Consider the following 25,211-nt stretch of genomic DNA (forward strand, 5'->3'; position numbering starts at 1 on the left):
TCCTTGTCCGCTGTTTAATAACGAAGCGGACGCTAAAGCAACGAAGGAGTGATGGATGTAGGACGCGTCTGAAAGTGTTGCAGTTGTTAGGACTGCAAAAAGATCAAATCCATGACCAGACAGGTCAACAAATCGCCTTACCCTACCGCCCAAACCGCTCCCGATAAACCGACGGCGGTACGCCCACCACGCTGCGAAACGCCACACGAAAACTCTCCACCGAGCGATAGCCGCAGCGCTGGGCGATCTGCTCGGTGTGTTGATGGGTGCTCTCGAGCAGCTCCCGCGCTCGCGCCAGGCGTTCATGTTGCAGCCAGGCCTTGGGCGTTTGCCCGCTGGCTTCGGTGAAGCGCCGTAAAAACGTGCGCTCGCTCATCGCCGCTTCACTGGCCAGATCGCGGACTTCCAGTGGTTCGTGCAGGCGTTCGCGGGCCCATTGCATGACGCGCGACAGGTCGCTGCGGGGTGTCGGGCTGACCGGGGTGGGGATGAATTGGGCTTGGCCGCCGGTGCGTTGTGGCGACATGACCAGGCGCCGCGCGACGGCGTTGGCGACCTGCGTGCCGAAGTCGCGGGTTACCAGGTGCAGGCAGGCGTCGATGCCGGCGGCGCTGCCGGCGGAGGTAATCAGCTGACCGGCGTCGACGTAGAGCACGTCCGGATCGACCTCGATTGCCGGGAAGCGTTGCGCCAGTTCACCGGTGTAGCGCCAGTGCGTGGTGGCGCGGTGGCCGTCGAGCAGGCCGCTGGCGGCGAGGACGAACACGCCCGAGCAGATCGACAGCAACCGCGCGCCTCGGTCATGCGCCCGACGCAACGCATCGATCAGCGCAGGCGGTACCGGGGCGTTGCGGTCGCGCCAGCCCGGAATGACGATGGTGCGCGCTGCGGTGAGCAGTTCCAGGCCACCATCGGCCAGCACCTGAATCCCGCCCATGGCGCGCATCGGGCCTTTATCGACCGCGGCAATCGCGTGTTCGTACCAAGGGAAGTCGAACTCTGGCCGGGCCAGGCCGAAGATCTCGACGGCAATGCCGAACTCGAATGTGCAAAGGCCGTCGTAGGCCAGAATGGCAACCAGATTGGGCTGAGTGGGCATTTGGCGGAAATCTCCCGGTCGGTGTCTTGCGCGCCACTGTAGCGGCAAGCGCCGTCTCGATAAAGTCTGTTCATACCCACAGACAAGGAGCAACACGACATGACCAGCCTGGTTCGCGAAATTCCCGCCGCCCCTTCGGCGATTGCCCTGATGCATTTCAGCAATCGTCTGACCTTCGAAACCGATTGTTCCGACGTGTTCAGTAGCCAAGAGGCCGGGGAGGTCGACTTCGTTCTGGTGGATGTGCGTGGCCCATTGGCGTTCGAGCGCGGCCATGTGCCCGGCGCGATCAATATCCCGACCCGCTTGCTCACGGCGGAGCGCTTGGCCGATTACCCGAAACACACTTTGTTCGTAGTCTATTGCGCCGGGCCGCATTGCAACGGCGCGAACAAGGCGGCGGTGAAGCTGGCGGCATTGGGTTATCCGGTGAAAGAGATGATTGGCGGCGTCACCGGATGGCTCGATGAAGGTTTCGAACTGAGCGTGGCGTCAGTGGCCAATACACCTGTCGCCTGCGAATGCTGACGTTTCTGTAAGAGCTGCCGGAGGATCGGCGTTTCTTGCTCTGAAAACAGTCTTGTCCTACAGCCTTCGCACCACCACGGCGCACGCGTTGACCCCAGTCAATGCGTGCGCCGATGTTCTGTAAGTAATTGTCGCTTAAAAACAATTGCCTCCGTGCGCGCCGCCATAGACTGCCGGCCACGTCGGTTTTTGCCGTTAGAACGCCATGACCGAACGCTGACTCGAAAGCTGCCAATAAAAGCCTCCGCACGGGAGTAATAAATGAAAAAGCTAGTGATGTTCGGTGCCCTGGCACTGTCGATGTTGTCTCTGACCGCCGTGGCCGAAGACGCCAAGCCGATCCGCATCGGTATCGAAGCCGGGTACCCGCCATTCTCGATGAAAACCCCTGACGGCAAACTCACTGGTTTTGACGTGGACATCGGTGACGCACTGTGCGCGCAGATGAAGGTTAAATGCACGTGGGTCGAACAAGAGTTCGATGGCCTGATCCCGGCGCTGAAAGTGAAGAAGATCGACGCGATCCTGTCGTCGATGACCATCACTGACGATCGCAAGAAAAACGTCGATTTCACCATCAAGTATTACCACACCCCGGCACGTTTCGTGATGAAGGAAGGCTCGGGCGTGAAAGACCCGCTGACCGAACTCAAGGGCAAGAAAGTCGGCGTGCTGCGTGCCAGTACTCACGACCGTTACGCGACTGAAGTGCTGGTTCCGGCCGGGATCGAACTGGTGCGCTACGGCTCGCAGCAGGAAGCCAACCTCGACATGGTGTCCGGGCGTATCGACGCGATGCTGGCCGACTCGGTCAACCTCAGCGACGGTTTCCTGAAAACCGACGCCGGCAAAGGCTTCGAATTCGTCGGCCCGACCTACGAAGACGCCAAGTACTTCGGCGGCGGCGCTGGCATCGCGGTGCGCAAGGGCGATACCGCGCTGGCTGAGCAGTTCAACAAAGCCATCACCGAAATCCGCGCCAATGGCGAGTACAAGAAAGTCCAGGACAAGTACTTCGACTTTGACGTATACGGCCATTAATACGCCGTAAAAAAAAGTGGCCCCGTTTGCGCGGTGGCCACTTTTTTTATGTTCTTTTATTGATGGAAATTATCTGTGGGAGCGAGCCTGCTCGCGAAAGCGGTCTGACATTCGACATCGTCATCGTCTGACCTGACGCATTCGCGAGCAGGCTCGCTCCCACAAGGATTTGCGTAATCCAGCTAATCAGGAGTTTTTCATGCAACGCATCGACCACGTTCTGCCCTGGAGCCATTTGGGCAGCGAGCGCTCCCTCAGCGTGTTCCGCTACGGCGCCGGCAGCCGCAAGGTGTATATCCAGGCCAGCCTGCACGCCGATGAACTGCCGGGCATGCGTACAGCGTGGGAACTCAAGCTGCGTTTGAACGAACTGGAACGGCAGGGCCGTTTGCAGGGCGTCATCGAACTGGTGCCGGTGGCCAATCCGATCGGCCTGGATCAGCATCTGCAAGGCAATCACATGGGCCGCTTCGAACTGGGCAGCGGCAAGAATTTCAACCGCGCATTCGTCGAACTCAGCGCCCCGGTCGCGGCGCTGGTTGGCGAGCGTCTGGGCGCGGATGCCGAGGCCAACGTCGCGCTGATCCGCCAGGCCATGGCTCAGGTCTTCGAAGAATTGCCAGCGCCGGCATCGCAACTGGAAGCCTTGCACCGCTTGTTGCTGCGCCACGCCTGCGACGCCGACATCACCCTCGACTTGCACTGCGACTTCGACGCTGCGATTCACCTCTACGCGCTGCCGCAACACTGGCCGCAATGGCAATCGCTGGCGGCGCGGTTGCAGGCCGGCGTCGCGTTGCTCTGCGAGGACTCCGGCGGCAGCTCGTTCGATGAATCCTGCTCTACGCCGTGGCTGCGTCTGGCCAAAGCATTCCCGAACGCGGCGATTCCGGCGGCGAATCTGGCGACGACGCTGGAGCTGGGCAGCATGGGCGACACCCGCGTCGATCAGGCTCAGGCCAACTGCGAAGCGATTCTGGGCTTTCTCGCCGAGCAGGGTTTCATCAGCGGCGAATGGCCGGCGGCGCCGAGCGAATGTTGTGAAGGTCTGCCGTTCGAAGGCACCGAATACCTGTTCGCCCCGCATCACGGCGTGGTCAGTTTCTTGCGCAAAGCCGGCGAGTGGGTAGAGCAGGGCGATGCGCTGTTCGAGGTTGTTGACCCGTTGCAGGATCGCGTGACCACCGTGCGCGCTGGCACCAGCGGGGTGCTGTTTGCGCTTGATCGCGGGCGTTATACCGAGCCGGGGATCTGGCAGGCGAAAGTGGCGGGGCGGGTGCCGTTTCGTACCGGCAAGCTGACCAACGACTGACAGGTTGCCGTGAAGGTGCGGGCCTCTTCGCGAGCAGGCTCGCTCCCACAGGGGGAACGTATTTCAACGGTGGGAGCGAGCCTGCTCGCGAAAGGGCCATCAGCCACTCCACAAAATTTGGATCCTCAGCCGAGAATGTTAGGCTCCCCCGCGAACCCGACACTCTGTGAAGGAACGCTGCAATGCTGAAATTGTTCGCCCTGCTGACCCTGCTCGCATCCACCGCCGTCCACGCGCAAACCACCCTGCAATCCGACCTGCCGCTCAAATACCTCGAACAGGTCCACGCCGACGCCGAACCACGACCGCTGGTGATTTTCCTGCACGGTTACGGCAGTAACGAGGCCGATCTGATCGGCATGAAATTTCAGCTGCCGGCGCAGTACAACTACCTTTCCGTGCGCGCACCGATGACGTTGGGTGAAGGGCGTTTCCAGTGGTTTCGCAAGAAGGGCGAAGGCGCCTACAACGGCGAGACCGATGATCTGAAGGTCAGCGGCCAGAAGCTGCGCGACTTTATCGCTCAGGCGGCGAAGAAATATCACGCCGCGCCGGACAAGGTGTACCTGATCGGCTTCAGCCAGGGCGCGATGATGAGCTACGAAGTGGGCCTGCGCGCGCCGGTGGCCGTGGGCGGGTTTGCCGCGTTGAGCGGGCGCTTGTTGCCGGTGCTCAAAGCCGAACTCAAGCCCGGGCAAGCGCCACTGCCGGTGAGCATATTTATCGGCCACGGCACCGCTGATGATCCGGTGCCTTACCGTCACGGCACCGAGGCCAACGCGCTATTGCACAAGCTCGATTACCAGCCCGAGTTTCACGCGTATCCGGGCGTCGGCCACAGCATCAGTGCGGCCGAGTTGCGCGATCTGAATGGCTGGTTGCAGCGGCTCAATCCTTGACGATGGCTTTGACCAGGGCATCGTGAGCTTTCTTGTCGCTGGCGCGGGAAATCACCTGCACCAGCGCCATCTTCGTCCCCGAGCCGGCCAGCAGCGTGGTATTCAGGGTTTGGCCACCACCCTGGGTGGCGGTGCTGTCAACCTGACGCAGACCCAGGCCGGTGCCTTTCTGGGTCAGGCTTTTCTCGCTGAGTTTGTTGAAGTCCGGCAGAGCCTTGCGCTGATCATCGATGAAACTCGACACGCTGCCGTCGAGAAACTCACCGTCGTTGTCCTTGACGTTCTGCCCAGCCGGGATCTGGTTTTCGGCGGCGATGACCACGGTCTTGGTGGTCTGGTTGGTGTACATCGTGCCCTTGGCCCCGCTCGGGCTGGCGGGCAGCGGGTCAGCGACAAAGCCTTTGGGCAGGACGAAGGCGAATTTGCCGTCGAGCAGCGTAACCTTCTCGGTTTTGACCTTTTCCTTGGCGGCGTGTGCGTTGATCGCGGCGAAACCGGCGACGGCCGCCAGCATCAGGACGACGGCTTTTTTGCTCAACAATGACATCTGAAATCTCCGGGAAATGGTCGCGCGAGGCGGGCGATCATCCCACGGAGCGTGCCGGGCGTTCCAGCGCGACTCGTCCGGGCGGTTATTGCGTTTGCGCCTTGGCCAATGGCCGCGCCAGCAGACGCCGGGTCACCCCGAGCATCGCCACCGACACTGCCACGCCTACGACAAAACCGCTGAGGCCCATGCTTGGCAGCGTCAGGGCCGACACCAGGCAGAACGCCGAAAACGAATACATGCCGGTTGCCGTTGCGCGCAATAACGTAGCGGTAAACGCCGGGCCGCGAGTTTGTTGCGAGAATACCGCCATGACGCTGCCAAGCACCGGGAACACCGCGAGCAGGCCGCTCCAGCGTTCGCCGACGGTGCTGGCGAGCATCGTCACCACCAGCGTCAGCGCCGCACCAGCGATCATCCGCCAGATCAGTTTGTCCGACTTGGGTGCTGGCCCGTTCAACACCGGCTGCACTTCGGGGAACAGATAAGGCGAAGCGAGCAGTGCCACCGCTGCCGCAATCACCGAGAACGGCAAGGACGCCGGAATCACCGACAACACCGTCGCCAGCGCGGCCCACACCGCCAGTGAAATGGTCAACGCCCACGGCCAGTTCGCCCGCTGCGCCACCTGCGCATAAGTAATGCAGAAAGCGATCATCGCGAACATCGCCGACAGCGCCGCCACCGCCGATTGCGCGGCAAACTGCGACCCTTGTTCAATCGCCAGAAAGAACAGAATCGGTCCGACCACCACCGGCAATCCCGACAGCCACCCGGCCACGCTCGGCCCCCAACGTTTGCCCGCCAGGGAAATCAGCAGGAGAAAAGCGGGAATCAGCAGCAGTTTGAGGATCAGCACGCGGGTGTCTCCATCGGGTCAGGATAAGCCACGTTAGCACTGCCGATTAAAGATTGCTGCTTATGTTCGCAATTTTTGTATACAAAAATTCAGGCGCGAATCCGGCTATGCTTTGATCATCAGAATGCAGCGGAGACGATACGGCGATGAACAGAACACCGAAGCTCGTACGTGGCTGTTGTGGCATCGGCTTATGGGCACTGTTGCTGACGCCGACGTGGGCCAATTGGCAGGACGCAGTGCCGGGGGCGCAAATTATCGGCAGCGGCGATTTCAGCGTGTTCGGCTTCGATGTTTACAGCGCTCGTTTGTGGAGTGCCGCGCGGCCGCTGGCGGACGGCCAGCCGTTTGCTCTGGAGCTGATCTACCGGCGCAACATCTCGCGCGATGATCTGGTCAGCACCAGTGTCGATGAGATCAAACGCCTGGCCGGTCCTCGGGTCACTTCAGCGCAATTGGCCGGCTGGCAGGCGCAGATGCAGCAATCCTTTGTCGACGTCCAGGCCGGCACGCGGATTACCGGCGTGTATCTGCCGGGGCAGGGCGCGCGTTTTTTTGTCGGGCAGAAGCTCCAGCATGAGATCGAGGATCCGCAGTTTGCCGAGGCGTTTTTCGATATCTGGCTGGATCCGCGAACACGCAGTCCCGAGTTGCGCGAGCAGTTGCTGGGGGTGAACCCATAGGTTCAGCGATCTTTGCGCTTCAAGGCATCAGGCGAAACGACTAAGCTGCCGGGCTCCCGTTTTTGTTTCTGGATGTGTGCGTGAAATTCAGTCTGCCCAAAATAGCCACCGCGCCGTTTTGCCCGCCGGAAGTGGCCGGCAGTGTTGCGGTTGATCCGACTGCCTCGTTCTTCAAACGTGTGCTGCGTTTCGCCGGTCCCGGTTTGCTGGTGTCGATCGGCTACATGGATCCGGGCAACTGGGCGACCGCGATCGAGGCCGGTTCGCGTTTTGGCTACAGCCTGTTGTTCGTGGTGCTGCTGGCGAGCCTGGCCGGCATGGTCGTGCAATGTCTGTGCTCGCGGCTGGGCATCGCCACCGGGCGCGATCTGGCGCAGTTGTCCCGCGAGCGCTACAGCACCCCGACAGCGCGCCTGCAATGGATACTGGCGGAGATCTCGATCATCGCCACCGACCTCGCCGAAGTGCTTGGCTGCGCTCTCGCGTTTCACTTGCTGCTCGGTTGCTCGCTGACCTTCGGTATCGCTCTGACGGCGTTCGACACGCTGCTGGTACTGGCCCTGCAGAACCGGGGATTCCGTCGGCTCGAAGTGATCATGCTGGTGCTGGTCGCGACCATCGGTGTGTGTTTCTTCGTCGAATTGTTGTTGATCAAACCGTACTGGCCAGACGTGGCGCTGGGCTTTAAACCCTCGCTATCCGCGATCAGCGATGCGGCGCCGCTGTATCTGGCCATCGGCATCCTCGGCGCCACAGTGATGCCGCATAACCTGTATCTGCACACCTCGATCGTGCAGACGCGGATGATCGGCAAGGATCTGGCGAGCAAGCAGGACGCGGTGAAACTGGCACGCATCGACACCATCGGTTCTCTGGCCTTGGCGTTGCTGGTCAACGCGGCGATTCTGATTCTCGCCGCGGCGGCCTTTCACCAGTCCGGGCACACCGATGTGGTCGACATTCAGGACGCCTATCATCTGCTCGATCCGCTGGTGGGCGGTGCGCTGGCCAGTGTGCTGTTCGGCGTGGCACTGCTCGCGTCGGGGCAAAGTTCGACCTTCACCGGGACCATCGCCGGGCAGGTGATCATGGAGGGCTATCTGAACCTGCGCATCCCGTGCTGGCAGCGGCGTTTGATCACCCGCGGGCTGGCGCTGATTCCGGCGTTCATCGGCGTATGGCTGCTCGGTGATGGCGCTATCGGCAAGCTGCTGGTGTTGAGCCAGGTAGTGCTCAGCCTGCAACTGCCGTTTGCCTTGTACCCGCTGATTCGCATGACCAACGACCGGCAGTTGATGGGGCCGTTCGTCAATCGCTGGCCCACGCGGGTGCTGGCCTGGGGGCTGTTTGTGTTGATCAGCGGGGCGAACAGTTGGTTGATATTGCAGTGGGCGGTTTGATCACTGTGTTGCGGTGACTGGCAGGGCCTCTTCGCGAGCAGGCTCGCTCCCACTGGTTGCGCGGGTGATGGCAATTCAGGTGATCAGCCGACGAGGGGTCATCCATCAACTTGTTTCGCGGCGGGCGAGCCTATACTGTATATGCACACAGTAAAGAGCCCGCGCCATGCAAATCATCGACAAGCTGAGCATCCTCGCCGACGCCGCCAAGTACGACGCCTCCTGCGCCAGCAGTGGTGCGCCCAAGCGCAGCTCCGAGGGCAAGAGCGGGCTCGGTTCGACGGACGGCATGGGCATTTGCCACAGCTACACGCCGGACGGGCGCTGTGTGTCGTTGCTGAAAATCCTGCTGACCAACTTCTGCCTTTACGATTGCCAATATTGCGTCAACCGCCGTTCCAGCGATGTGCCGCGTGCGCGCTTCACCCCGGAAGAAGTCGTGACGCTGACGATGGATTTCTACCGGCGCAACTGCGTCAGCGGCCTGTTTCTCAGTTCCGGGATCATTCGCTCGGCGGACTACACCATGGAGCAGCTGGTGCGTGTGGCGAAGTTGCTCCGTGAAGAGCACGAATTTCGCGGCTACATCCATCTCAAGACCATTCCGGAAGCCGATCCGGCCTTGATCGAAGAAGCCGGGCGCTATGCCGACCGCCTCAGCGTCAACATCGAACTGCCCACCGACGCCAGCCTGCAGACACTGGCGCCGGAGAAGGACATCACCTCGATCAAGCAAGCGATGAACACCATCTACACCGGCGTGCAGACGGTATTGAACGAACCGCGCTCGGCAAAATTCGCCCCGGCCGGACAAAGCACGCAATTGATCGTCGGTGCCGATGACACCGATGACAGCACCATCCTCCACAGCGCTCAATCCCTGTATGGCAACTTCCGTTTGCGCCGGGTCTATTATTCGGCATTCAGCCCGATCCCCGACAGCCCGAAAAGCGTACCGCTTGCCGCGCCGCCGCTGATGCGCGAGCACCGTTTGTATCAGGCTGATTTCCTCCTGCGCAGCTACGGCTACAGCGCTGACGAACTGCTTAAAGGCCCGGGCAATCTGGCGCTCGATATTGACCCGAAGCTGGCTTGGGCGCTGGAAAATCGCGAAGTGTTCCCGCTGGACCTCAATCGTGCCGATGCGACGTTGATCGCACGCATCCCGGGCATCGGCTTGCGCACCACCGAGCGCCTGGTCGAGCTGCGCCGTCAGCGCCGCATCCGTTACGAAGACGTCGCGCGGATGCGCTGTGTGCTGGCGAAGGCCAAGCCGTTCATCATCACCAGCGATTACCACCCGCAACAGGCGGAAGTCACCAGTCACATGCTCTACCAGCAATTGCGCGACCGGCCGATGCCGCAGCAGATGGGGTTGTGGGGATGATCAGTCTCGATTGTGACGATCTGTTCGACACCTGGCGCCAGCAGGCGCGCTGGTTGCTCAGCCATGAAATCGATCCAAGTCTGGTTAGCTGGGCGGCGGAAGGCGTTGGCGATCTGTTTGCCAGTGATGATCACGTGCCCGAAGGGCAGGGGCCGTTTCAGGCGCGTATTCCCCGTGCGCTGCTCGCCACCCTCGAGCACGCGGCGCGCTATCGCGGCGAACAGCGCTGGAGCCTGTTGTATGAAGTGCTCTGGCGGGTCAGTCACGGCGACCGCACGGCGATGATGGCCGGCGACAAACTCGGCAGCGAGTTGCAGCGGCGCATCAAGCAGGTCAGCCGCGAGGCTCATCATCTGCATGCATTCGTGCGTTTCATCGAGCGGCCGAAGGATCTTCCCGGCCCGCAATATGTCGCGTGGCATGAACCGGCGCATGACATTCTGCACAGCGCCAGCGAGCACTTTATCGGGCGCATGGGCCAGCATCGCTGGTTGATCGCCACACCGCGCGATGGTGTGTACTACGACGGTGAGCAATTGATTCACGAGCGGCAGTGCCCGATTGAATGGCAGCAACTGGCACAGAACGTCGATGACCCCCACGGCGATTTGTGGTTGACCTACTACAGCCACATCTTCAACCCGGCGCGGTTGAACCCGAAGGTCATGCAAGGGCATTTGCCGGTGCGGTTCTGGAAGAATCTGCCGGAGGGCGAGTTGATACCGGGATTGATCACCCAGGCGCGGATGGGCAAGCAGCAGAATGGGCAGGCGAGCGGAATCGCCAGTCGAGCCGGGAAGCGGATTGCTTTGAAATAGAAGATCGAAAGATCGCAGCCTTCGGCAGGTCTTACAGAGACCGTGTGGGAACTGCCGAAGGCTGCGATCTTTTGATCTTTTGCAGCCCAACAAAAAAGCCCTCCATCAATCACTCAATGGAGGGCTTCTGAGCATCTGCAGTCGTCAGATCAAACCTTGACGATCCAGCCCGCTGGCGCTTCGATGTCGCCGGTCTGCACGCCAGTCAGCTCTTTGTAGAGCTGCTGGGTCACCGGGCCTACCTCGGTTTCGCTGTGGAACACATGCAGGTGATCGTTGTAGCTGATGCCGCCAATCGGCGTGATCACCGCAGCGGTACCGCAGGCACCGGCTTCCTTGAAGTCCGACAGCTTGTCGATCAGCACGTCGCCTTCAACCACTTCCAGGCCCAGACGCGATTTGGCCAGTTCGATCAGCGACAGGCGGGTGATGCCTGGCAGGACCGATGGCGAGTTCGGCGTGACGAACTTGTTGTCGTGAGTGATCCCGAAGAAGTTGGCCGAACCGACTTCCTCGATCTTGGTGTGGGTCATCGGATCGAGGTAGATCGCGTCGGCAAAGTTGGCTTTCTTGGCTTTCGAGCCCGGCATCAGGCTGGCGGCGTAGTTGCCGCCGACCTTGGCCGCACCGGTGCCTTGCGGGGCCGCGCGGTCGTAGCTGGAGATCTGGAAGTTGTGCGGGGTCAGGCCGCCCTTGAAGTAGGCGCCGACCGGGATGCAGAAGATCGAGAAGATGAACTCGGGCGCGGTGCGTACGCCGATGTTGTCACCGACGCCGATCACGAACGGGCGCAGGTACAGCGCGCCGCCGGTGCCGTACGGCGGGATGAAACGCTCGTTGGCGCGAACCACGGCTTTGCAGGCTTCGATGAACTGCTCGGTGTCGACCGTCGGCATCAGCAGGCGCGCGCAGCTGCGCTGCATGCGCAGGGCGTTCTGGTCCGGGCGGAACAGGTTGATCGAGCCGTCCTTGCAGCGATAGGCCTTCATGCCTTCGAAGCATTGCTGACCGTAGTGAAGGGCAGTGGAGCCTTCGCTGATGTGCAGGACGTTATCTTCGGTCAGGGTGCCTTTGTCCCACTCGCCATCGCGAAAGTACGACAGATAGCGCTTGTCGGTCTTGATGTAGTCAAAACCCAGCTTGTCCCAATTGATGCTTTCGTTACCCATGACACCCTCTATCACTGAACAACCGCCGAAACGGTTCAAGGCTTCTGACGTTTTTTTGGATGGGCACAACAATACTTCATTCTTGAGCGGTTTCGCAGCTTGTGGCGAGGGGATTTATCCCCGCTGGGCTGCGAAGCGGCCCCTTTGGCTCAGATATCTGACGTTCGGCGGTGGCAGATTTTGCGGTTGCTGCGCAACCCAGCGGGGATAAATCCCCTCGCCACAGCGGCATTCGGCTGCATCTGTCACAGATGCAACGCATGCCCCAGCGCCCGCAACGCCGCTTCCTGCACCGCTTCGCCCAAGGTCGGGTGCGCATGAATGGTGCCGCCGATGTCTTCCAGCCGCGCGCCCATTTCCAGGCTCTGCGCGAATGCCGTCGACAATTCGGAAACACCGACTCCCACCGCTTGCCAGCCGATAATCAAATGATTGTCGCGACGTGCGACCACGCGGACGAAGCCGCTTTTCGATTCCAGGGTCATTGCGCGGCCGTTGGCGGCGAACGGGAAGCTTGCAACGATGCAGTCCAGCCCGGCAGCCTTGGCCTCGTCCGGAGTTTTGCCGACCACCACCAGTTCCGGGTCGGTAAAGCACACGGCGGCGATGGCGGTCGGGTTGAATTCGCGGCGCTTGCCACTGATCAGCTCGGCAACCATTTCGCCCTGAGCCATGGCGCGGTGGGCCAGCATCGGTTCGCCGCTCACGTCGCCAATGGCGTAGACGTTGCGCATGCTGGTCTGGCAACCGCTGTCGATCCTGATCGCCGAACCATTCATGTCCAGATTCAACGCTTCGAGATTGAAGCCCTGCGTATTGGGTTTGCGTCCGACCGCGACCAGTACCTGATCGGTTTCCAGATTGAGGGTTTCGCCTTCGGGATCGCGCACCTGCAACGTGCCGTCGAAGCCCAGCACGCTGTGCTTGAGGTACAGCTTCACGCCCAATTGCTTCAGCGCCTCATGCACCGGTTGCGTCAGCTCCGCGTCGTAAGCCGGCAGAATCCGGTCCTGCGCCTCGACCACGCTGACTTCGGCACCGAGCTTGCGATAGGCAATGCCCAGCTCCAGGCCGATGTAACCACCGCCGACCACCACCAGACGCTTCGGCACAGCCGTCGGCGCCAGCGCTTCGGTGGAGGAGATGATCGGCCCGCCAATCGGCAGGATCGGCAGGTTGACGCTGGTCGAACCGGTGGCCAGCACCAGATGCTCGCACTGGATTCGGGTATCGCCGACTTCCACGGTTTTGCCGTCGATGATTTTCGCCCAGCCGTTGATGACCTGAACCTTGTTCTTCTTCAGCAGCGCGGCGACGCCAGTGGTCAGGCGATCAACGATGCCATCCTTCCACTCGACGCTTTTGCTGATATCCAGAGTCGGCGCGGCAACGCTGATGCCCAACGCCGAATGCTGGCTGTGATGTTGCGTCTGATGAAACTGCTCAGCCACATGAATCAGCGCTTTCGACGGAATGCAACCGATATTCAGGCAGGTGCCGCCCAACGATTGGCCTTCGACCAGGATGGTCGGGATGCTCAGTTGCCCAGCGCGGATCGCGGTAACGTAACCGCCGGGGCCGCCGCCGATGATCAGCAGCGTAGTGTTCAGAGATTGCATTCGGGCTTACTCCACAAACAAGGTGGCGGGTTGTTCGAGCAAGCCACGAATGGCCTGAATGAAGAGCGCCGCATCCATGCCGTCGACCACGCGATGATCGAAGGAGCTGGAGAGGTTCATCATCTTGCGGATCACTACCTGGCCTTTGACCACCATTGGCCGTTCGACGATTTTGTTTACGCCGACAATGGCCACTTCCGGCAGGTTCAGCACCGGCGTGCTGACAATGCCGCCCAATGCGCCGAGACTGGTCAGAGTAATGGTCGAACCGGACAGCTCATCGCGGCTGGCCTTGCCATTGCGCGCGGCGTTGGCCAAACGCGAAATTTCCGCGGCGCTGTCCCACAGGCTGCGCGTTTCGGCGTGACGCACCACGGGCACCATCAGGCCGACATCGCTTTGCGTGGCGACGCCGACATGCACCGCGCCGAGGCGGGTGATGACTTGCGCTTCGTCGTCGTAACGGGCGTTCATCTGCGGGAAGTCGCGCAGGGCGACAACCAGCGCGCGAACGAGGAACGGCAACAAGGTCAACTTGCCACGGCTGGCGCCATGTTTTTCATTCAGATGCGCGCGCAGTTCTTCGATCGCGGTGACGTCGATTTCTTCGACATAGCTGAAATGCGCTGCGCGCTGCGTGGCGTCCTGCATGCGCTGGGCGATCTTGCGGCGCATGCCGATCACTTGAATCTGTTCTTCGTCGTGGCGCTGGGCATAAGCGGCAGCGGCCGGCGCCGAAGCGTTCGACTGACCTTGCGCCAGATAGGCCTCCAGGTCGTCATGCAACACGCGACCGGCCGGGCCGGAACCGCGCACCAAGCGCAATTGAATGCCCAGATCCAGCGCATGTTTGCGCACGGCTGGCGAGGCTAGCGGGCGTTCATCCGCTTCGCGAGCGACCATCGGGCCCTGGCAAACGGCAGCCGGACGTGGTGCGGCGGCTGCGGCGGGTTTGCTTTCGACAGCGGCTTCAACGTTCGGCGCAACCGGTGCTTCTTTGACCGGCGCAGGCGCGGCGGACTCTTTAAGGTTGCCGGCACCTTCAACCTCGATGCTGATCAGCACACTGCCGACCGCCATCACTTCACCCGGCTGACCACCAAGGGCAATCACTTTCCCGTGCACCGGCGACGGAATATCGACCATCGCCTTGTCGGTCATCACATCCGCCAGCACCTGGTCTTCAACCACCAGATCGCCAACCTTGACGTGCCACTGCGACAGTTCTACTTCTGCGATGCCTTCGCCGATGTCCGGCATCTTGATAACGTGCGTGCCCATTCAGACCTCCATGACCCGTTTCAACGCCGCGCCCACGCGGGACGGCCCTGGGAAATACGCCCACTCCTGCGCGTGCGGGTAGGGAGTGTCCCAACCAGTGACGCGCTCGATCGGCGCTTCCAGGTGATGGAAGCAATGCTCCTGCACCAGCGATACCAGCTCGGCGCCGAAACCGCAGGTGCGGGTGGCTTCGTGAACCACCACGCAGCGACCGGTTTTCTTCACCGACTTGACGATGGTTTCCAGATCCAGCGGCCACAGGCTGCGCAGGTCGATGACTTCGGCATCGACGCCGGATTCTTCGGCCGCGACTTGCGAGACATAAACGGTGGTGCCATAGGTCAGCACCGTCACGTCCTTGCCCGGACGAGTGATCGCGGCAACGTCCAGCGGCACGGTGTAGTAACCGTCCGGCACCTGGGCTTGCGGGTGTTTCGACCACGGGGTCACCGGGCGGTCGTGGTGGCCGTCGAACGGGCCGTTGTACAGGCGTTTCGGCTCGAGGAAGATCACCGGGTCATCGTTTTCGATGGAGGCGATCAGCAAGCCTTTGGCGTCGTACGGGTTGGACGGCATGACCGTGCGCAGACCGCAGACCTGAGTGAACATCGCCTCGATACTCTGGCTGTGGGTCTGGCCGCCGTAGATGCCACCGCCGCATGGCATGCGCAGGGTCATCGGTGCGGTGAACTCGCCGGCCGAGCGATAACGCAGACGCGCTGCTTCGGAAATGATCTGGTCGGAGGCGGGGTAGACGTAGTCGGCGAACTGGATTTCGGCGACCGGACGCAAACCGTAGGCGCCCATGCCGACGGCGACGCCGACGATGCCGCTTTCCGAGATCGGTGCGTCGAACACCCGTGAGGTGCCGTACTTGGTCTGCAGGCCTTCGGTGCAGCGGAACACGCCGCCGAAGTAGCCGACGTCCTGACCGAAGACGACGACGTTGTCATCACGCTCAAGCATCACATCCATGGCCGAGCGCAGGGCCTGGATCATGGTCATGGTGGTCGTGGTCATGGCGGTTTCCAACTGAATATTGTTGTTGTGATCGTTCATGTCAGATCCCCAACTGCTGACGCTGGCGCTTCAAGTGCTCCGGCATCTCTTTGTAGACGTCTTCGAACATGGTCGCGGCGCTTGGAATCTGCCCGCCGGCGAGGGTGCCGTACTGTTCGGCCTGTTTCTGCGCGGCAATCACTTCGGCTTCGAGTTCGGCGCTGACGGCCGCGTGTTCTTCTTCCGACCAGTGGCCGACTTTGATCAAGTGCTGTTTCAGACGCGCGATCGGATCGCCGAGCGGGAAGTGGCTCCAGTCATCGGCAGGGCGGTATTTCGATGGATCGTCGGAGGTCGAGTGCGGGCCGGCGCGGTAGGTGACCCATTCGATCATGGTCGGGCCGAGGTTGCGCCGGGCGCGTTCGGCAGCCCAGGCGGAAGCGGCGTAGACCGCATAGAAGTCGTTGCCATCGACACGCAGCGAGGCGATGCCGCAACCGACGCCGCGTCCGGCGAAAGTCGTGGCTTCACCGCCGGCGATGGCCTGGAACGTGGAAATAGCCCACTGGTTGTTGACCACGTTGAGGATCACCGGCGCGCGATAAACGTGAGCGAAGGTGAGGGCGGTGTGGAAGTCCGATTCGGCAGTGGCGCCGTCACCGATCCACGCCGAGGCGATTTTGGTATCGCCCTTGATCGCCGAGGCCATGCCCCAGCCAACGCCCTGAATGAACTGGGTGGCGAGGTTGCCTGATATGGTGAAGAAACCGGCGTCCTTGACCGAGTACATGATCGGCAACTGGCGGCCCTTGAGTGGATCGCGCTCGTTGGACAGCAGTTGGCAGATCAGGTCGACCAGCGGCACATCGCGAGCCATGAGGATGCTTTGCTGGCGGTAGGTGGGGAAGCACATGTCATCGATGTTCAGCGCCAACGCCTGGGCGCTGCCGATGGCTTCTTCGCCAAGGCTCTGCATGTAGAACGACATCTTTTTCTGCCGCTGGGCGACGACCATGCGGTTGTCGTAGATGCGCGTCTTGAGCATCGCGCGCATGCCTTTGCGCAGGATTTCTACCGGCACGTTTTCGGCCCACGGGCCGAGGGCGTTGCCCTGATCGTCGAGCACGCGAATCAGGCCACGGGCGAGGTCGGCGGTATCGGCAGGTTCTACATCAACAGGAGGTTTGCGCACCGTACCGGCATCGGTCAGATGCAGGTAGGAAAAATCGGTTTTGCAGCCGGGACGGCCCGAGGGTTCAGGGACGTGCAGGCGCAGCGGTTCATACGCTTGGGTCATGGCTTCTACGCTCGATCTTGTGAATTTCTTGTAGTGAGCTGGCAGTCATTCCGGGATGAGGAAATCTTGTCCTACAACAATCATAGGCGTGGCCAAGAAGAATATTTCTCTGTGTTTCGTTGCGCTGGCGACCATTTGCAGATAGAAATTCTGCATAAACATAAAAAACAGGTGGTTTTGTCTCATGCGCAAACTGGACCGTACCGACATCGGCATTCTCAACAGTCTTCAGGAGAACGCGCGCATCACCAACGCCGACCTCGCTCGCTCGGTGAACCTGTCGCCGACGCCGTGCTTCAACCGGGTCAAGGCCATGGAAGAATTGGGCTTGATTCGCGAGCAGGTCACGCTGCTGGATGCCGATCTGCTGGGGCTGCACGTGAACGTGTTCATTCACGTCAGCCTGGAAAAGCAGGTAGAGGAGGCGTTGCAGCATTTCGAGGAAGCGATTTCTGATCGGCCTGAGGTGATGGAGTGCTACTTGATGGCGGGTGATCCGGATTATCTGATTCGCGTGCTGGTGCCGAGCATTCAGTCGCTGGAACGCTTCATGATGGATTTTCTGACCAAGGTGCCGGGGGTGGCGAACATTCGCTCGAGCTTTGCGCTCAAGCAGGTGCGCTACAAGACCGCGTTGCCATTGCCGGCGAATGGCCTGACGTTGGGCAATTGATACGACTGACCTGCAGACGCCGATCGTTCCCACGCTCCGCGTGGGAATGCCGCCAGGGACGCTCCGCGTTCCGCCTCAAGAAGTGACGCAGAGCGTCACGGGATGCATTCCCACGCGGAGCGTGGGAACGATCAGTTGGCGCTGCTGGAGGCTGCGTTGCCGAACCGTCAGAGTTTGTTAAGCGGAATCTTCAGGTAAACCACGCCATTGTCCTCAGGCGCCGGCAGATTCCCCGCCCGCACGTTCACCTGAATCGCCGGCAGCAGCAACGTCGGCATGCCTAACCCAGCGTCACGTGTCGTGCGCATCTCGACGAACGCCGCTTCATCGATCCCGTCATGCACATGAATATTGCTTTTGCGCTGTTCGCCGACAGTGGTCTGGCACTGTGAGGCGCGGCCCTCGGGCGGGTAATCGTGGCAGACGTAAAGCTTCACGCTGGCGGGAAACGCCAGCAGCTTCTGGATCGACTTGAACAATTGCTGCGCATTGCCGCCAGGGAAATCACAGCGCGCGGTGCCGACATCGGGCATGAACAGCGTGTCACCCACCAGGATCTGCTCGCCGTCGATCAGGTACGCCATGTCCGCTGGCGTATGGCCGGGGACGTGCAGGGCGGTGGCCTTGAGATTGCCGATCATGAACGACTCGTTCGGCGCGAACAGATGATCGAACTGCGAGCCATCGACGCAAAATTCCGGCTCCAGATTGAACAGCGCCTTGAACACATTCTGCACTTTGCTGATCGATTCACCGATGGCGATCTTGCCGCCCAGTTCACGACGCAGGTACGGCGCGGCGGAGAGGTGGTCGGCGTGGGCGTGGGTTTCCAGCAGCCATTGCACTTGCAGCCGATGCGCGCGCACGAAAGCGATGATCTTGTCCGCCTGCGCCGTGCCGGTGCGCCCGGCGGCGCCATCATAGTCGAGCACCGGGTCGACGATCGCGCACTGGCCGCCGTCGGCTTCATAGACCACGTAGCTGTAGGTCGAGGAGGCGGGGTCGAGGAACGCTTCAATCAGGGCGGGCATGGCAGAAACCTGTGCTGAGGAATTTCGAGTTGCAACAGTTTATGTAAAAACATAATGTTCGCAGCTTAAGTGACCTTCAAGGCCTCGTGCAAATGCAATCCAGTCTGACCGAATGTGAAGTCGCCCAACTGCGCGCCTCGGCGTCCAAAGCCTGCGCCTTGCTCAAAGCCCTGGCCAATGAGGATCGTCTGTTGATTCTCTGTCAACTGACCCAGGGCGAACGCAACGTCGGCGAGCTGGAAAAGATGACCGGCGTACGCCAGCCGACGCTTTCCCAACAACTGGGCATCTTGCGCGATGAAGGCCTGGTCGCGACCCGCCGCGAAGGCAAATACATTTTCTACGGCCTGGCCAGTCACGAAGTGATCCAGGTGATGAAGACCCTCTCGGGGCTCTATTGCGGAGCGGTACTCAAGAGCTGGGAACAGCCATAAATGCCAGCCCTAACACTTACTTACCCTGTGGGAGCTGGCTTGCCAGCGATGAGGACTTATCAGCCAATATTTATGTGACTGACACACCGCTTTCGCTGGCAAGCCAGCTCCCACAGGTTCTTTGGTTTGACCCGAACAAATCCTTGCGTGCAGCAAAAGGAACAAGCAATGAACGATCAACACTGGGGCCCATCCATCAGTGCGGACATCGTGGTCATCGGCGGTGGCACGGCCGGCATCGGTTTTGTCGCCAGCCTGCTCAAGCGTGACCCGCAACTTAAAGTCACCGTGATCGAACCGAGTTCACAGCACTACTATCAACCGGCGTGGACGCTGGTCGGCGGTGGCGCGTTTGATGTGAAAGACACCGTCAGGCCGATGAGCCAAGTCATGCCACGGCAGGCGACGTGGATTCAGGCCAGTGTCAGCGCCATCGACCCGCAAAGCCGCCAACTCACCCTCGACGACCAGCGCACCGTCAGCTATCAAAACCTGGTCGTCTGCCCCGGCCTGCGCCTGGCCTGGGAAAAAGTCGAAGGCTTGCAGGAAAGCCTCGGTCAGCACGGCGTCACCTCCAACTACAGCTATCAACACGCCCAGTACACTTGGGATCAAGTGCAGAAACTGCGCGATGGCCGGGCGCTGTTCACCCAGCCGGCGATGCCGATCAAATGCGCCGGCGCGCCGCAAAAAGCCCTGTACCTGTCTTGCGATTACTGGCGCAAATCCGCCGTGCTGAAAGATATCAATGTCGAATTCAATCTCGCTGGCGCTGCGCTGTTTGGCGTGCCGACCTTTGTGCCGCCGTTGATGAAGTACATCGAACAGTACGACGCGCAACTGGCGTTCAACTCGAATCTGGTCAAGGTCGACGGCCCGGCGAAAACCGCGTGGTTTGAAGTAAAGGACGCCGACGGCAATGTCAGCCGGGTCGCGAAAACCTTCGATCTGCTGCACGTCGTGCCGCCACAAGTCGCGCCGGATTTCATCGCCCAGAGTGCGCTGGCCGATGCCGGCGGTTGGTGCGAGGTCGATCCGCACAGCCTGCAGCATCCGCGCTATCCAGACGTGTTTGCACTGGGCGATATCTGCGGCACCAGCAACGCGAAAACCGCGGCGGCGGTGCGCAAGCAGGTGGTCGTCGTTGCGCAGAACCTGCTGGCCGCGCGCAAACAACAGCCGCTGCCGCTCAAGTACGACGGCTACGGCTCGTGCCCGCTGACGGTGGAGAAGGGCAAGGTGATCCTCGCCGAGTTCGGCTATGGCGGCAAACTGCTGCCGACTTTCCCGCTGGACCCGACCGTGGCCCGCCGTTCGGCGTGGTGGCTGAAGGCGACGTTGCTGCCGTGGTTCTACTGGCACGGCATGCTCAAGGGCCGCGAGTGGCTGACGCGTCTGTCCAGGGTCGACTGAGAAAACCCCTATGTTGCTGGCAAGTCTGTTTGGCGTGGTGATGGGGTTGGTCCTCGGCCTGACTGGCGCGGGCGGCGGGATTCTCGCGGTGCCGGCGCTGGTGCTCGGGCTCGGCTGGACGATGACGCAAGCGGCGCCGGTGGCCTTGTTTGCGGTCGGCAGCGCGGCGGCGGTCGGGGCGATCGACGGTTTGCGCCATGGCCTGGTGCGTTACCGCGCGGCGCTGTTGATTGCCGCGTTGGGCGCGGTGTTTTCGCCGCTGGGGATCTACTTCGCACATCAGTTGCCGGAAAAGATTCTGATGATCCTGTTCAGCCTGCTGATGGTCCTGGTCGCTTGGCGGATGTTCAGAAAGGAGCGTCAGCAAGCGGGGCCGAGCGATCACGGCCATGCCAGTTGGGGGCAGAAAAACTGCATGCTCAACGAGCAGACCGGGCGCTTCGACTGGACCGCCAAATGCACCGCCACCCTGGCTGCACTGGGAGCGGTTACTGGCGTGGTTTCGGGTTTACTTGGCGTCGGCGGCGGCTTTCTGATCGTGCCGGCGTTCAAGCAACTGACCGATGTGCAGATGCGCGGCATCGTTGCGACGTCATTGATGGTGATCAGTCTGATTTCCGCGATCGGGGTGATCGGCGCGTTTCATGCGGGGGTGCGTATCGACAGCCAGGGCGCGGCGTTCATTGTCGCCAGTATCGTTGGCATGCTCATCGGTCGCAGGCTGTGCGCGCAGGTGCCGGCGCGGGCGTTGCAGGTGGGGTTTGCCAGTGTCTGTCTGGTGGTGGCGGGGTACATGTTGTTGCGGGCGTGAAGAGCAAAAGATCGCAGCCTCGTTGCACTCGACAGCTCCTACAAGAGATTGCGTTCCTGTAGGAGCTGCCGAAGGCTGCGATCTTCTCAGCGGGTTACAACACCAGGTGCGGCAGCCACAGCGAAATCGCCGGAACGTAGGTCACCAGCAGCAGCACCAGGAACAGCACGCCATAGAACGGCAGCAGCGCTTTCACCGTGCTTTCGATACTGACCTTGCCCACCGCCGAGCCGACGAAGAGCACGGCCCCCACGGGCGGTGTTATCAATCCGATCCCCAGGTTGACCAGCATGATCATGCCGAACTGCACCGGATCGACGCCAATACCCATGATCACTGGCATCAGGATCGGCGTGAGGATCAGGATCAGCGGCGCCATGTCCATCACCGTGCCGAGCAACAGCAGCATGACGTTGATGCACATGAGGATCACGTAGCGGTTGTCCGACAGGGTCAGGAACAGCGTGGTGATCTTCGCCGGAATCTGCATCAGGGTCATGATGTAGCCGAAGCTGGCGGCGAAACCGATCAGGATCATCACAATGGAGATGGTGCGCACCGTGCGGTGCATCAGCTTGGGCAACTCGCTCCATTTGTAGTCGCGGTAGATGAACATGGTCACGAAGAATGACCACAGCACGGCGATGGCCGCCGATTCAGTGGCGGTGAAAATACCCGAGAGAATGCCGCCGAGGATGATCACCATCGCCATCATGCCCCACAGGGCTTCGCCGACGATCTTCAGCGCCTGGCGCATCGGAATCACTTCGCCCTTGGGGTAGTTGCGCTTTTTCGCGAAGATCAGGCACAGCACCATCAGGCAGGCGCTCATCAGCAGGCCCGGGACGATGCCGGCCATGAACAGCGAAGCGATCGACACCGTACCGCCAGCGGCCAGCGAGTAGAGCACCGAGTTGTGGCTTGGCGGAGTCAGCAGGGCTTGCACCGAACCGCTGACGGTCACGGCGGTGGAGAAGTCCCGTGGATAACCCTTGCGCTCCATCTCCGGAATCAGCACCGAACCCACCGACGCGGTGTCGGCCACCGACGAACCGGAGATCGCGCCGAAGAACGTCGAGGCAACGATGTTGACCAGCGACAGACCACCGCGCACGAAACCGACCAGCACCCCGGCACACGCCACCAACCGCCGGGACATCCCGCCCTCGGCCATGATCGCGCCGGCGAGGACGAAGAACGGAATGGCCAGCAGCGAGAATTTGTTCACCCCCGAGGCGACCTGGATCATCACCGCCTGGAAGGGAATGTCGATCCACCAAGCGCCGATCAGCGCAGCGGCGCCCAACGCGTAGGCGACCGGCATGCCGATCAGGATCAATACGATAAAACTGCCCAGCAGGATCAGAGCGTCCATTAAACGGCACCTTCACTTTCTTCAACCAGGTCGAACTGCACGACCCGACGTTTGCTCTGGTCACCGAGCAAGAGTTTTTCCACGACAAAAATCAGCGTCAGCAGGCCGCCCAGGGGGATCGGCAAATAGGTCACGCCAACCCGCAGATCGGGCAGGGCGGCCATGAACTGGTTCCAGGTGGACATGCACAGCTTGGTCCCCCAGATGGTCATGAAGATGCAGATGGCCGCCATCAGCAGTTGCGAAAAAATCGCCGCTGCGGATTTCAGCTGCGGTGGCATGCGGTCGGTGAGCATGGCCACGGCCATGTGCGCACCGGCGCGGTAACTGGCGGCGGCGCCGATGAAGGTGAACACCATCATCAGCAGGATCGCCGTCGGCTCTGGCCAGCTGGAGCCGGTGCCGAGCACGTAACGGGCGAAGACGCCCCAGGGAATCATCAGGGAAATCGCCAGGACGGAAAGGCCGGCGACCCAGATGCACGTCATGTAGATCTTGTCGTTGATACGCAGCAGCAGATTCTTCATCGGGTTCCACCGTAACCGGGCGCGCCTGAACCGCTGGCGCGCCGGGCCTTTTTCATGAGTACAGAGCGGGAGGCGTTACTGAACGGCTTCGATCTTTTTGATCAGGTCGGCGTACTTCGCGCCGTACTTTTCCCGTACCGGTGCGGTGGCGTCGTAGAAGGGTTTCTTGTCGACTTCGATGAACTCGACCCCAGCGGCCTTGAGTTTCTCTTCGCTGGCAGCGGACTTCTTGTCCCACAACACGCGTTCTTCAGCCTGGGCAGCCTTGGCCGCCGTTTTCACCATCTTCTGTTGATCCGGGGTGAGTTTTTCCCAAGTGATTTTCGACATCACGATCGGCTCTGGCAGGATCAGGTGACCGGTCAGGCTGTAGAACTTGGCGTTCTGGAAGTGGTTGTGTTCGAGCAGGGTCGGCGGGTTGTTTTCCGCGCCGTCGATCACGCCGGTCTGCAGGGCGCTGAAGATCTCCCCGGTGTCCATGGCGATGCCGTTACCGCCCATGGCGTTCATCATGTCGATGAACATCGGGTTGCCCTGTACGCGGATCTTCATGCCCTTGAGGTCTTCGAGCTTGCGCACCGGTTTCTTGGTGTAGATGTTGCGCGTGCCGCCGTCCATCCACGCCAGGGCCACCAGGCCGAATTCGGAGTTGGTGATCTTGTCGAGAATCTCATCGCCCACCGGGCCATCGATGACGTTACGCATGTGTTGCTGGTCGCGGAAGATGAACGGCATGTTGAACACGTTCACATCCGGCACCACAGGGCCGACGATGCCCAGGCTGACGCGCGACAGCTGCACCGCGCCGACCTGCATCTGCTCGATGACTTCCTTTTCCGATCCCAGCACACCGCCCGGGAAATACTGGAAAGTCAGTTCGCCGTTGGTTTCCTTGGTCAGGGCCTTGCCCATGTTTTCTTCAGCCACCACGGTTGGATAACCGGCGGGGTGAATGTCGGCAAATTTGAGTTTCATTTCCGCCTGAGCGGCACCGGCAAAGGTGAACATCAGCGGGAGTGCAGCGGCGAGCAAGGTGCGTTTGAAGTTCATGGGGGGTGAGTCTCCAGTCTTGTTATTTTTGTGTTCAAGGCGCAGCGGTGCAGCAGAGGGTCTAAAGCAAATCGTTGAATTGCGGTTCGGCGAGGCCTTTGACGCCTGGCTTCAGGGCGAACACGCCGCCGGCCAGGGATTGCGGGTTATGGTCATCGCCGGGGCGAATCGAGGCGACAAACAAGGTGTCCAGGTTGCTGCCGCCGAAAGCGCACATGGTCGGTTTCTTCACCGGTACTTCCAGCGAGAAATCCAGTCGGCCATCCGGGGCGAAACGGTGGATCAGGCCGGCGTCGTTGGCGCAGATCCAGTAGCAGCCTTCGGCGTCCACGGCAGCTCCATCGGGGCGGCCGGGGAAATGATTCATGTCGACGAAGATTCGGCGATTCGATGGCGTGCCGGTCTCGGTGTCGTAATCGAAGGCCCAGATCAGTTGCACATCGGGGTGCGAATCCGACAGGTACATGGTCTTGCCGTCAGGGCTGAAACCGAGGCCGTTGGGCACGATGAAGCCATCCAGCTGCGCTTCGATCACGCCCGTCTGCCCGGCGCCGTAGCGATAGAGCCGGCCTTCAGGCGCGTTCAGGCCCATGTTGAGCACCATGCTGCCCGCCCAGAAACGCCCTTGGCGATCGCAGCGACCGTCGTTGAGGCGCATGTCGACGCGGCTGTGCTCGACAGTCGCGAGCAATTCGCTGTCGAGGCTGCCGTCGCTGTGCGGGTGCAGGCGAAAGAAGCCGCTTTCCATGCCAGCGACCCAGCCACCACTGCGGTGGCGGGTGATGCAGGCGAGCATTTCCGGGGCCTTCCACGAGGCAACATGGCCAGTGTCAGCGCTCCAGCGTTGCAGTCCGCCGTTGGGAATATCGACCCAGTACAGAGCGTTTTCCTGCGGCACCCAGACCGGGCTTTCACCGACCGCGTTGCGGGCGTCGACGATCAATTCGGCTTGCATACTC

The 25,211-nt window shown here is 61.1% G+C and carries 25 protein-coding genes; 12 read left to right on the top strand and 13 right to left on the bottom strand.

Annotated elements, in window-relative coordinates:
* Positions 1–142: 142 nt before the first annotated feature.
* Positions 143–1,099, bottom strand: coding sequence for a transcriptional regulator FtrA (gene ftrA, locus AB4N47_RS07110; protein WP_341637195.1), 957 nt, complete (start codon positions 1,097–1,099; stop codon positions 143–145).
* 99 nt (positions 1,100–1,198) lie between these two features.
* On the opposite strand from ftrA, the gene AB4N47_RS07115 reads away from it, so the two are divergent.
* The 4 genes from AB4N47_RS07115 to AB4N47_RS07130 all read left to right on the top strand — a co-directional run bounded on the left by AB4N47_RS07115 (position 1,199) and on the right by AB4N47_RS07130 (position 4,879).
* The gene (locus AB4N47_RS07115) at positions 1,199–1,627 is read left to right on the top strand and encodes a rhodanese-like domain-containing protein (RefSeq protein WP_258603052.1); all 429 of its coding nucleotides are present in this window, start codon (positions 1,199–1,201) and stop codon (positions 1,625–1,627) included.
* A 261-nt stretch (positions 1,628–1,888) separates the two neighbouring features.
* Entirely contained in the window at positions 1,889–2,668 is a 780-nt protein-coding gene (locus AB4N47_RS07120; RefSeq protein ID WP_024013359.1) for an ABC transporter substrate-binding protein, read from the top strand.
* A gap of 199 nt (positions 2,669–2,867) precedes the next feature.
* Positions 2,868–3,980 (top strand): succinylglutamate desuccinylase/aspartoacylase family protein, encoded by a 1,113-nt coding sequence (locus tag AB4N47_RS07125; protein ID WP_341637196.1) that lies wholly within the window; start codon positions 2,868–2,870, stop codon positions 3,978–3,980.
* 182 nt (positions 3,981–4,162) lie between these two features.
* Positions 4,163–4,879, top strand: coding sequence for an alpha/beta hydrolase (locus AB4N47_RS07130; RefSeq protein WP_341637197.1), 717 nt, complete (start codon positions 4,163–4,165; stop codon positions 4,877–4,879).
* On the opposite strand, the gene AB4N47_RS07135 is transcribed toward AB4N47_RS07130, so the two are convergent.
* Together AB4N47_RS07135 and AB4N47_RS07140 are read right to left on the bottom strand one after the other, a co-directional pair.
* Positions 4,869–5,426, bottom strand: a complete 558-nt coding sequence (locus AB4N47_RS07135; RefSeq protein ID WP_076563452.1) for a DcrB/PsbP domain-containing protein — start codon at positions 5,424–5,426, stop codon at positions 4,869–4,871. The two genes, AB4N47_RS07130 and AB4N47_RS07135, sit on opposite strands and share 11 nt — an antisense overlap.
* 85 nt (positions 5,427–5,511) lie before the next feature.
* Complete coding sequence (locus tag AB4N47_RS07140) at positions 5,512–6,285, bottom strand: hypothetical protein (RefSeq protein WP_341637198.1); 774 nt, start codon at positions 6,283–6,285, stop codon at positions 5,512–5,514.
* 146 nt (positions 6,286–6,431) lie between these two features.
* Here AB4N47_RS07140 and AB4N47_RS07145 point away from each other — a divergent pair, with 146 nt between their 5' ends.
* From AB4N47_RS07145 to AB4N47_RS07160, 4 genes are all read left to right on the top strand, one after another.
* Positions 6,432–6,968, top strand: a complete 537-nt coding sequence (locus AB4N47_RS07145) for a chalcone isomerase family protein (RefSeq protein WP_341637199.1) — start codon at positions 6,432–6,434, stop codon at positions 6,966–6,968.
* A gap of 80 nt (positions 6,969–7,048) precedes the next feature.
* Positions 7,049–8,368, top strand: coding sequence for an Nramp family divalent metal transporter (locus tag AB4N47_RS07150; RefSeq protein WP_460154444.1), 1,320 nt, complete (start codon positions 7,049–7,051; stop codon positions 8,366–8,368).
* Between the two features lie 166 nt (positions 8,369–8,534).
* On the top strand, positions 8,535–9,755 hold the full coding sequence (locus AB4N47_RS07155) for a putative DNA modification/repair radical SAM protein (protein ID WP_024013352.1): 1,221 nt from the start codon (positions 8,535–8,537) through the stop codon (positions 9,753–9,755).
* Positions 9,752–10,573, top strand: coding sequence for a TIGR03915 family putative DNA repair protein (locus AB4N47_RS07160; protein WP_341637201.1), 822 nt, complete (start codon positions 9,752–9,754; stop codon positions 10,571–10,573). Before AB4N47_RS07155 ends, AB4N47_RS07160 begins: the two co-directional genes overlap by 4 nt.
* 149 nt (positions 10,574–10,722) lie before the next feature.
* On the opposite strand, the gene AB4N47_RS07165 is transcribed toward AB4N47_RS07160, so the two are convergent.
* The 5 genes from AB4N47_RS07165 to AB4N47_RS07185 all read right to left on the bottom strand — a co-directional run bounded on the left by AB4N47_RS07165 (position 10,723) and on the right by AB4N47_RS07185 (position 16,938).
* A complete protein-coding gene (locus AB4N47_RS07165) occupies positions 10,723–11,742 on the bottom strand; it encodes a branched-chain amino acid aminotransferase (RefSeq protein ID WP_016775201.1) in 1,020 nt (339 codons plus the stop codon).
* 245 nt (positions 11,743–11,987) lie between these two features.
* Positions 11,988–13,361, bottom strand: a complete 1,374-nt coding sequence (gene lpdA, locus AB4N47_RS07170) for a dihydrolipoyl dehydrogenase (protein WP_341637202.1) — start codon at positions 13,359–13,361, stop codon at positions 11,988–11,990.
* 6 nt (positions 13,362–13,367) lie between these two features.
* Positions 13,368–14,642, bottom strand: a complete 1,275-nt coding sequence (locus AB4N47_RS07175; RefSeq protein ID WP_341637203.1) for a dihydrolipoamide acetyltransferase family protein — start codon at positions 14,640–14,642, stop codon at positions 13,368–13,370.
* Positions 14,643–15,701: an alpha-ketoacid dehydrogenase subunit beta gene (locus tag AB4N47_RS07180; protein WP_003224000.1), complete on the bottom strand. Its 1,059-nt coding sequence runs from the start codon at positions 15,699–15,701 to the stop codon at positions 14,643–14,645.
* A 1-nt stretch (position 15,702) separates the two neighbouring features.
* Positions 15,703–16,938: a 3-methyl-2-oxobutanoate dehydrogenase (2-methylpropanoyl-transferring) subunit alpha gene (locus tag AB4N47_RS07185; RefSeq protein WP_071172847.1), complete on the bottom strand. Its 1,236-nt coding sequence runs from the start codon at positions 16,936–16,938 to the stop codon at positions 15,703–15,705.
* A 184-nt stretch (positions 16,939–17,122) separates the two neighbouring features.
* Between AB4N47_RS07185 and bkdR the strand changes: the two genes are divergently transcribed.
* Positions 17,123–17,611: a Bkd operon transcriptional regulator BkdR gene (bkdR, locus tag AB4N47_RS07190; RefSeq protein ID WP_016775196.1), complete on the top strand. Its 489-nt coding sequence runs from the start codon at positions 17,123–17,125 to the stop codon at positions 17,609–17,611.
* A gap of 167 nt (positions 17,612–17,778) precedes the next feature.
* Here bkdR and AB4N47_RS07195 read toward each other — a convergent pair whose 3' ends face one another.
* The gene (locus AB4N47_RS07195; protein ID WP_016775195.1) at positions 17,779–18,642 is read right to left on the bottom strand and encodes an MBL fold metallo-hydrolase; all 864 of its coding nucleotides are present in this window, start codon (positions 18,640–18,642) and stop codon (positions 17,779–17,781) included.
* 92 nt (positions 18,643–18,734) lie between these two features.
* On the opposite strand from AB4N47_RS07195, the gene AB4N47_RS07200 reads away from it, so the two are divergent.
* The 3 genes from AB4N47_RS07200 (at position 18,735) to AB4N47_RS07210 (ending at position 21,300) form a co-directional block, all read left to right on the top strand.
* Positions 18,735–19,076, top strand: coding sequence for an ArsR/SmtB family transcription factor (locus tag AB4N47_RS07200; protein WP_016775194.1), 342 nt, complete (start codon positions 18,735–18,737; stop codon positions 19,074–19,076).
* A 168-nt stretch (positions 19,077–19,244) separates the two neighbouring features.
* Entirely contained in the window at positions 19,245–20,489 is a 1,245-nt protein-coding gene (locus AB4N47_RS07205; protein ID WP_341637204.1) for an NAD(P)/FAD-dependent oxidoreductase, read from the top strand.
* 10 nt (positions 20,490–20,499) lie between these two features.
* The gene (locus AB4N47_RS07210; protein ID WP_151552484.1) at positions 20,500–21,300 is read left to right on the top strand and encodes a sulfite exporter TauE/SafE family protein; all 801 of its coding nucleotides are present in this window, start codon (positions 20,500–20,502) and stop codon (positions 21,298–21,300) included.
* A gap of 94 nt (positions 21,301–21,394) precedes the next feature.
* Here AB4N47_RS07210 and AB4N47_RS07215 read toward each other — a convergent pair whose 3' ends face one another.
* From AB4N47_RS07215 to AB4N47_RS07230, 4 genes are all read right to left on the bottom strand, one after another.
* Complete coding sequence (locus AB4N47_RS07215; RefSeq protein ID WP_016775191.1) at positions 21,395–22,675, bottom strand: TRAP transporter large permease; 1,281 nt, start codon at positions 22,673–22,675, stop codon at positions 21,395–21,397.
* Positions 22,675–23,202 carry a TRAP transporter small permease gene (locus AB4N47_RS07220; protein ID WP_016775190.1) on the bottom strand — a complete coding sequence of 176 codons (528 nt, stop codon included), beginning with the start codon at positions 23,200–23,202 and terminating at the stop codon, positions 22,675–22,677. Before AB4N47_RS07220 ends, AB4N47_RS07215 begins: the two co-directional genes overlap by 1 nt.
* Positions 23,203–23,277: 75 nt before the next feature.
* A complete protein-coding gene (locus tag AB4N47_RS07225; RefSeq protein ID WP_341637205.1) occupies positions 23,278–24,252 on the bottom strand; it encodes a TRAP transporter substrate-binding protein in 975 nt (324 codons plus the stop codon).
* 61 nt (positions 24,253–24,313) lie between these two features.
* Entirely contained in the window at positions 24,314–25,207 is an 894-nt protein-coding gene (locus AB4N47_RS07230; protein ID WP_460154445.1) for an SMP-30/gluconolactonase/LRE family protein, read from the bottom strand.
* Positions 25,208–25,211: the final 4 nt, after the last annotated feature.

The sequence above is a fragment of the Pseudomonas sp. S3_G06 genome, assembly GCF_054667565.1.

Bases quoted from the DNA above. Each gene is read 5' to 3' on its own strand.
- ftrA (WP_341637195.1), bottom strand. From the start codon at position 1,099: ATGCCCACTCAGCCCAATCTGGTTGCCATTCTGGCCTACGACGGCCTT.
- AB4N47_RS07115 (WP_258603052.1), top strand. From the start codon at position 1,199: ATGACCAGCCTGGTTCGCGAAATTCCCGCCGCCCCTTCGGCGATTGCC.
- AB4N47_RS07120 (WP_024013359.1), top strand. From the start codon at position 1,889: ATGAAAAAGCTAGTGATGTTCGGTGCCCTGGCACTGTCGATGTTGTCT.
- AB4N47_RS07125 (WP_341637196.1), top strand. From the start codon at position 2,868: ATGCAACGCATCGACCACGTTCTGCCCTGGAGCCATTTGGGCAGCGAG.
- AB4N47_RS07130 (WP_341637197.1), top strand. From the start codon at position 4,163: ATGCTGAAATTGTTCGCCCTGCTGACCCTGCTCGCATCCACCGCCGTC.
- AB4N47_RS07135 (WP_076563452.1), bottom strand. From the start codon at position 5,426: ATGTCATTGTTGAGCAAAAAAGCCGTCGTCCTGATGCTGGCGGCCGTC.
- AB4N47_RS07145 (WP_341637199.1), top strand. From the start codon at position 6,432: ATGAACAGAACACCGAAGCTCGTACGTGGCTGTTGTGGCATCGGCTTA.
- AB4N47_RS07155 (WP_024013352.1), top strand. From the start codon at position 8,535: ATGCAAATCATCGACAAGCTGAGCATCCTCGCCGACGCCGCCAAGTAC.
- AB4N47_RS07160 (WP_341637201.1), top strand. From the start codon at position 9,752: ATGATCAGTCTCGATTGTGACGATCTGTTCGACACCTGGCGCCAGCAG.
- AB4N47_RS07165 (WP_016775201.1), bottom strand. From the start codon at position 11,742: ATGGGTAACGAAAGCATCAATTGGGACAAGCTGGGTTTTGACTACATC.
- lpdA (WP_341637202.1), bottom strand. From the start codon at position 13,361: ATGCAATCTCTGAACACTACGCTGCTGATCATCGGCGGCGGCCCCGGC.
- AB4N47_RS07175 (WP_341637203.1), bottom strand. From the start codon at position 14,642: ATGGGCACGCACGTTATCAAGATGCCGGACATCGGCGAAGGCATCGCA.
- AB4N47_RS07180 (WP_003224000.1), bottom strand. From the start codon at position 15,701: ATGAACGATCACAACAACAATATTCAGTTGGAAACCGCCATGACCACG.
- AB4N47_RS07185 (WP_071172847.1), bottom strand. From the start codon at position 16,938: ATGACCCAAGCGTATGAACCGCTGCGCCTGCACGTCCCTGAACCCTCG.
- bkdR (WP_016775196.1), top strand. From the start codon at position 17,123: ATGCGCAAACTGGACCGTACCGACATCGGCATTCTCAACAGTCTTCAG.
- AB4N47_RS07195 (WP_016775195.1), bottom strand. From the start codon at position 18,642: ATGCCCGCCCTGATTGAAGCGTTCCTCGACCCCGCCTCCTCGACCTAC.
- AB4N47_RS07200 (WP_016775194.1), top strand. From the start codon at position 18,735: ATGCAATCCAGTCTGACCGAATGTGAAGTCGCCCAACTGCGCGCCTCG.
- AB4N47_RS07205 (WP_341637204.1), top strand. From the start codon at position 19,245: ATGAACGATCAACACTGGGGCCCATCCATCAGTGCGGACATCGTGGTC.
- AB4N47_RS07210 (WP_151552484.1), top strand. From the start codon at position 20,500: ATGTTGCTGGCAAGTCTGTTTGGCGTGGTGATGGGGTTGGTCCTCGGC.
- AB4N47_RS07215 (WP_016775191.1), bottom strand. From the start codon at position 22,675: ATGGACGCTCTGATCCTGCTGGGCAGTTTTATCGTATTGATCCTGATC.
- AB4N47_RS07220 (WP_016775190.1), bottom strand. From the start codon at position 23,202: ATGAAGAATCTGCTGCTGCGTATCAACGACAAGATCTACATGACGTGC.
- AB4N47_RS07225 (WP_341637205.1), bottom strand. From the start codon at position 24,252: ATGAACTTCAAACGCACCTTGCTCGCCGCTGCACTCCCGCTGATGTTC.
- AB4N47_RS07230 (WP_460154445.1), bottom strand. From the start codon at position 25,207: ATGCAAGCCGAATTGATCGTCGACGCCCGCAACGCGGTCGGTGAAAGC.